The following is a 3,518-nucleotide window of genomic DNA, read 5'->3' as shown; positions in this document are numbered from 1 at the left end:
GGGCAGGGCGACGACAGGCGTCGCCACCACGGTCGTCGCCGGGCTCGCGCTCGCCACGGCGGCGGTCACGGGAGCGGTGACGGGTTCCGCGGCCGGGGCGGCGGCCGGGGCGGCGGCCGGGGCAGCGGCCGGCGCGGCGTCCTGCGCCGGGGGAGGCTCCGCCGCCGGGTCACCGGCTGCGGACTCGGTGGTCGCGGGGTCTGTCGTCGTGGCGCCCTCCGGCAGGGCGACCACGGGAGCCGCCGCCACCAGCGGGTCCAGCACCTCGGTGGGGATCGGAGCTGGGTCGACGGTCAACACCACGGCGGGCGCCGGGAGGACGGGCTCCGGCACCACCGGCGCCGAGAGGTCCGGCACGTCGACGACCACGGGGATCCCGAGCACCGGCGGCACGGGGACCACCGGCCGCGGCAGGTCCGGCAGTGAGAACGGCGGCAGGACCTCGTCCGGCACGGTCACCTGCGGCAGGGGCACATCCGGCACGACCGACACGGAGATCGGTAGCACCGAGAGGTCGGGAAGGTAAGGCACGTCCGGCACCGAGATGGGGGGCACCCAGACCGGCGGCAGCGCGATGTCCGGCAGGGGCGTCACCGGAACGTCCGGCCTCGGGAGGTCCGGCACCGGGACCACCACAGGAACCGGCATGTTCGGCACGAGGCCCGGCGGCACCGGGACATCCGGGACGGGGACACCCGGCACCGAGAGCGGCGGTATCGGGAGGTACGGCAGATCGGGGACGGCGACGGGAGGCACCCGGACCGGCGGCAGCGCGATGTCCGGCAGGGGCTTCACCGGAACGTCCGGCCTCGGGAGGTCCGGCACCGGGACCACCACAGGAACCGGCACGTCCGGCACGGAGACCGGCGGCACCAGGACCGGCGGCACCAGGACCGGCGGCACCAGGACCGGCGGCACCAGGACCGGCGGCACCAGGACCGGCGGCACCAGGACCGGCGGCACCGGGCGGTCGGGCACGTCCGGCACCGAGACCGGCGGCACCAGGACCGACGGCACCGGGCGGTCGGGCACGTCCGGCACAGAGACCGACGGCACCAGGACCGACGGCACCGGGCGGTCGGGCAGATCAGGTACCGACACCGGGGGCACTCGAACCGGCGGGAGAGGCACGTCAGGCACCGGCTTCAGCGGAACATCAGGCACTGGAACGTCAGGCACCGGCTTCGCCGGCACGTCCGGCACGGGCACGTCCGGCGCGGGCACGTCCGGCACGGGCACGTCCGGCACGGGCACCTCCGGCACGGGCACATCCGGTACCGGCGGGAGACTCAGAACCGGGACATCCGGCACCGGGACGTCAAGCACCGGGACGTCAGGCATCGGCTTCACCGGGACATCCGGCACCGGGACGTCAGGCACCGGCTTCACCGGCACGTCGGGAACCGGAACATCCGGCACCGGCTTCACCGGAACATCCGGCACCGGAACATCCGGCACCGGAACATCCGGCACCGGGACGCCAGGCACCGGCACATCTGGCACCGGCACATCTGGCACCGGCACATCTGGCACCGGCACATCCGGTACGGGGGCTGGGGTGACCGGACCGGCCTCGGGCGGCGGGGAGTCCGCGGGAGGCGGCTCCGGTGCCAGCTCTTCGACCGGTGGAGGAGCTGCCGGTCCAGGACCAGCCGTCGACGGGAGGGCCGGCACCACGTCGGAAGGTACGACGTCCGCCGCGGTGGCCACAGTTGCCACCACGGCGCCCAGCGGCTCGCCCGGGACCACGTCGTCCGCGACGGCGGTCCCGGCCGCCAGGCCGACCGCGAGACACCCGCCCGTGGTGAGGCCGGCGGTCACCAGCAGCCGGCGGAACCACGACCGGCGCGAGCGGGTGCGCTGAGCAACAGCACTCCCGGTCGGCGGCATGCGTGAACGGTCCTCCCCCACACGCCGAACGGCAGAGCCGGAGGGAGCCACAACGGGCCGTTCACGAGCCGGAGATCGGGATGCCGTGACCCAGCGTTCCCGAGCCGCTGTGTCGCGTGACTGGCTGTTCCACGTGGAACGGCTGTCTCAGGCCGGCGGACCGCCGATGAGGAGCTGGCGGAGCAGGTGCACGGCGAGCGTCGTCGTCCGTTGCCGCACCGCGTCCCGTGAGCCCGGCAGCACGACCGACTTCGTGACGGTGCCCTCCGGCCCCACGACCGCGAGGTGGACGGTGCCCACCGGCTTCTCCACCGTGCCGCCACCCGGCCCGGCGATGCCGGTGACCCCGACCCCCAGGTCGGCCCCGAACCGGCTCCGCGCGCCCTCGGCCAGCGCCAGCGCCACCTCCGGGCTCACGGCACCCGCTCCTGCGAGGGTCGCCGCCGGCACACCGAGCAGCTGCTCCTTGGCGCTGTTCGCGTAGGCCGCCACCCCACCGACCACCCATGCCGACGACCCGGGGGCCGCGGTCAGCCGGGCCGTGAGCAGCCCGCCGGTGCAGGACTCCCCCACGGCCACCTTCCAGCCGCGGTCGACCAGCGCGCCGGCGACCAGGACGTCGGGGGTGGGCCCGGTGCTGAACAGGGTGTCGGCGAAGTCGCTGCTGATCGCCTCGGCCAGCCGTGCGTAGGCCGGCTCCGCGTCCGGGGCGTAGCGGGTGACGATCTCCACCTCGCCGTCCCGCAGGCAGGTGGTCACCTCCAGCCCGGTCAGCTGGTCCTCCACCCGGCGCAGCGTGGCCGCGAGCTCGGACTCCGGGGTCCCCCACAGCCGCAGTGTCTGCTGCCGCAGCTCGGTGGCCCCGGTCAGCGCCGCCTGCACCGGCTCCGCGGCCAAGGCGGCCGGCCACATGCCCTGCAGCTCCGACGGCGGCCCGGGGAGCACGACCACGGGCGGGCCGCTGCGCCCCTCGGGGGCCGGCACGACCAGGCCGGGCGCGGTGCCCACCGGCTCGAGCACGGTCGCCCCGACGGGCACCTGGGCCTGCTTGCGGACCCCGGCCGCCGTCGCCGCCGGGTCCATCCGCCACCCCCGCCGGGCGCTGAGCCGGGCCACGACCCCCGCGATCCGCTCCTCCAGGGCCGGGTCCACCTCCGACGGGCGGTCCTGGAACTCCCCCACCACCGCCGCGGTGAGGTCGTCGGCGGTCGGGCCGAGACCACCGGTGGTGATCACCAGGTCCAGGCCGCTGCCGGAGAGGAAGGCCAGCGCGGAGCGCAGGTCCTCGGGCCGGTCCCCCACGACGACCACCGACCCGACGTCGACCCCTCGCCCCCGGAGCTCCTCCGCCAGCCACGGACCGTTGCGGTCGGCGACCCGCCCGGTCAGGACCTCGGTACCGGTCACCACGATGCCCGCACGCACTGCCACGACCCGACCCTAGGACGCCGCGCGGCTACGGTGACGGCCGGACCGTCCGCACGTGCCCTGCCGGTCCGACCCGGTCGGCACCGCTGCCGGGGCCGCGCCCCACGCCCGTCACCAGGAGGACAGATGAGCCAGCCCCACCCGCCGATCCCCGAACCGCAGCCGCACCCGTACGGCCCGCGGGACGACGAGCCGCGCAC

1 protein-coding gene and 1 pseudogene are annotated in these 3,518 nt (G+C 76.0%); both read right to left on the bottom strand.

Annotated elements, in window-relative coordinates; translation table 11 throughout:
- Positions 1 to 1,101, bottom strand: a pseudogene (locus tag FHL79_RS26315) (hypothetical protein); the annotation flags it as partial.
- A 936-nt stretch (positions 1,102 to 2,037) separates the two neighbouring features.
- Positions 2,038 to 3,321, bottom strand: coding sequence for a competence/damage-inducible protein A (locus FHL79_RS24690; protein ID WP_138761196.1), 1,284 nt, complete (start codon positions 3,319 to 3,321; stop codon positions 2,038 to 2,040).
- Positions 3,322 to 3,518 lie beyond the last annotated feature (197 nt).

Origin of the sequence: Modestobacter altitudinis (assembly GCF_005930475.1) — a bacterium.
Lineage (GTDB): Bacteria > Actinomycetota > Actinomycetes > Mycobacteriales > Geodermatophilaceae > Modestobacter > Modestobacter altitudinis.
This window is presented reverse-complemented; position numbering and strand designations above follow the sequence as displayed.